At 66.9% G+C, this 959-nt stretch carries 1 protein-coding gene; it reads left to right on the forward strand.

What is annotated here, in order from left to right:
• The coding region (locus B2X67_RS13830) for a penicillin-binding transpeptidase domain-containing protein (protein ID WP_286785851.1) at positions 1-811 on the forward strand (811 nt) is incomplete at its 5' end.
• Positions 812-959 lie beyond the last annotated feature (148 nt).

A 959-nucleotide genomic window follows, 5' to 3' on the forward strand; every position in this document is an offset into this window, starting at 1 on the left:
GAGTCCGCAGAACTTCGATCACAAGGCGCGCGGCTCGATCTTCCTCTACCAGGGGCTGGCCAACTCGCTCAACCTGTCGACGGCCAAGCTCGGTCTGGAACTGGGTGTGCCGAACGTGCTGAAGACCCTCGAGCGGCTGGGCATTTCGCGGCAGTGGCCGGCGTTCCCGTCGATGCTTCTCGGCGCCGGTTCGCTGAGCCCGATGGAAGTCAGCAACATGTACCAGACGCTCGCCAACGGCGGCTTCAACACGCCGTTGCGCGGTATCCGCAGCGTGCTGGCGGCGGACGGCGAGCCGCTCAAACGCTATCCGTTCCAGATCCAGCAACGCTTCGATCCGGGTGCCATCTACCTGGTACAGAACGCCATGCAGCGGGTGATGCGCGAAGGCACCGGGCGCTCGGTCTACAACCAGCTGCCGGCGTCGCTGACCCTGGCCGGCAAGACCGGCACATCCAACGATTCGCGTGATAGCTGGTTCGCCGGTTTCAGCCAGGACCTGCTGGCGGTGGTCTGGCTCGGCCGCGACGACAACGGGCAGACCCCGCTGACCGGCGCCACCGGCGCGCTGCAGGTGTGGACGAACTTCATGCGCAGGTCCGATCCGCTGCCGCTGGACATGCCGATGCCGGACAACGTGGTGCTGGCCTGGATCGATGCGAGCACCGGGCAGGGCTCCGACCAGAGCTGCCCGAATTCCGTACAGATGCCGTATATTCGCGGCAGCGAGCCGCCCGCCGGCACCGGCTGTGGCGGCATTCAGGCGCCCGTCGACTCGGTGATGGACTGGGTCAAGGGCTGGCTGCCATGAGCCAGGAGGTTATGAAGTTGAACAAGGTTTTCCCTGCACTGGCGGTTCTCGCCCTGCTCGCCGGCTGCACCACCAACCCGCGCGGCTCGGTGCCCGTCGTCGACGCCGGCGCGCCGGTCTCCAACGGCGAGCAGCGCTTCGCCCGCAG

It is taken from the genome of Pseudomonas sp. UBA3153 (assembly GCF_002364635.1).
GTDB lineage: Bacteria > Pseudomonadota > Gammaproteobacteria > Pseudomonadales > Pseudomonadaceae > Pseudomonas_O > Pseudomonas_O kuykendallii.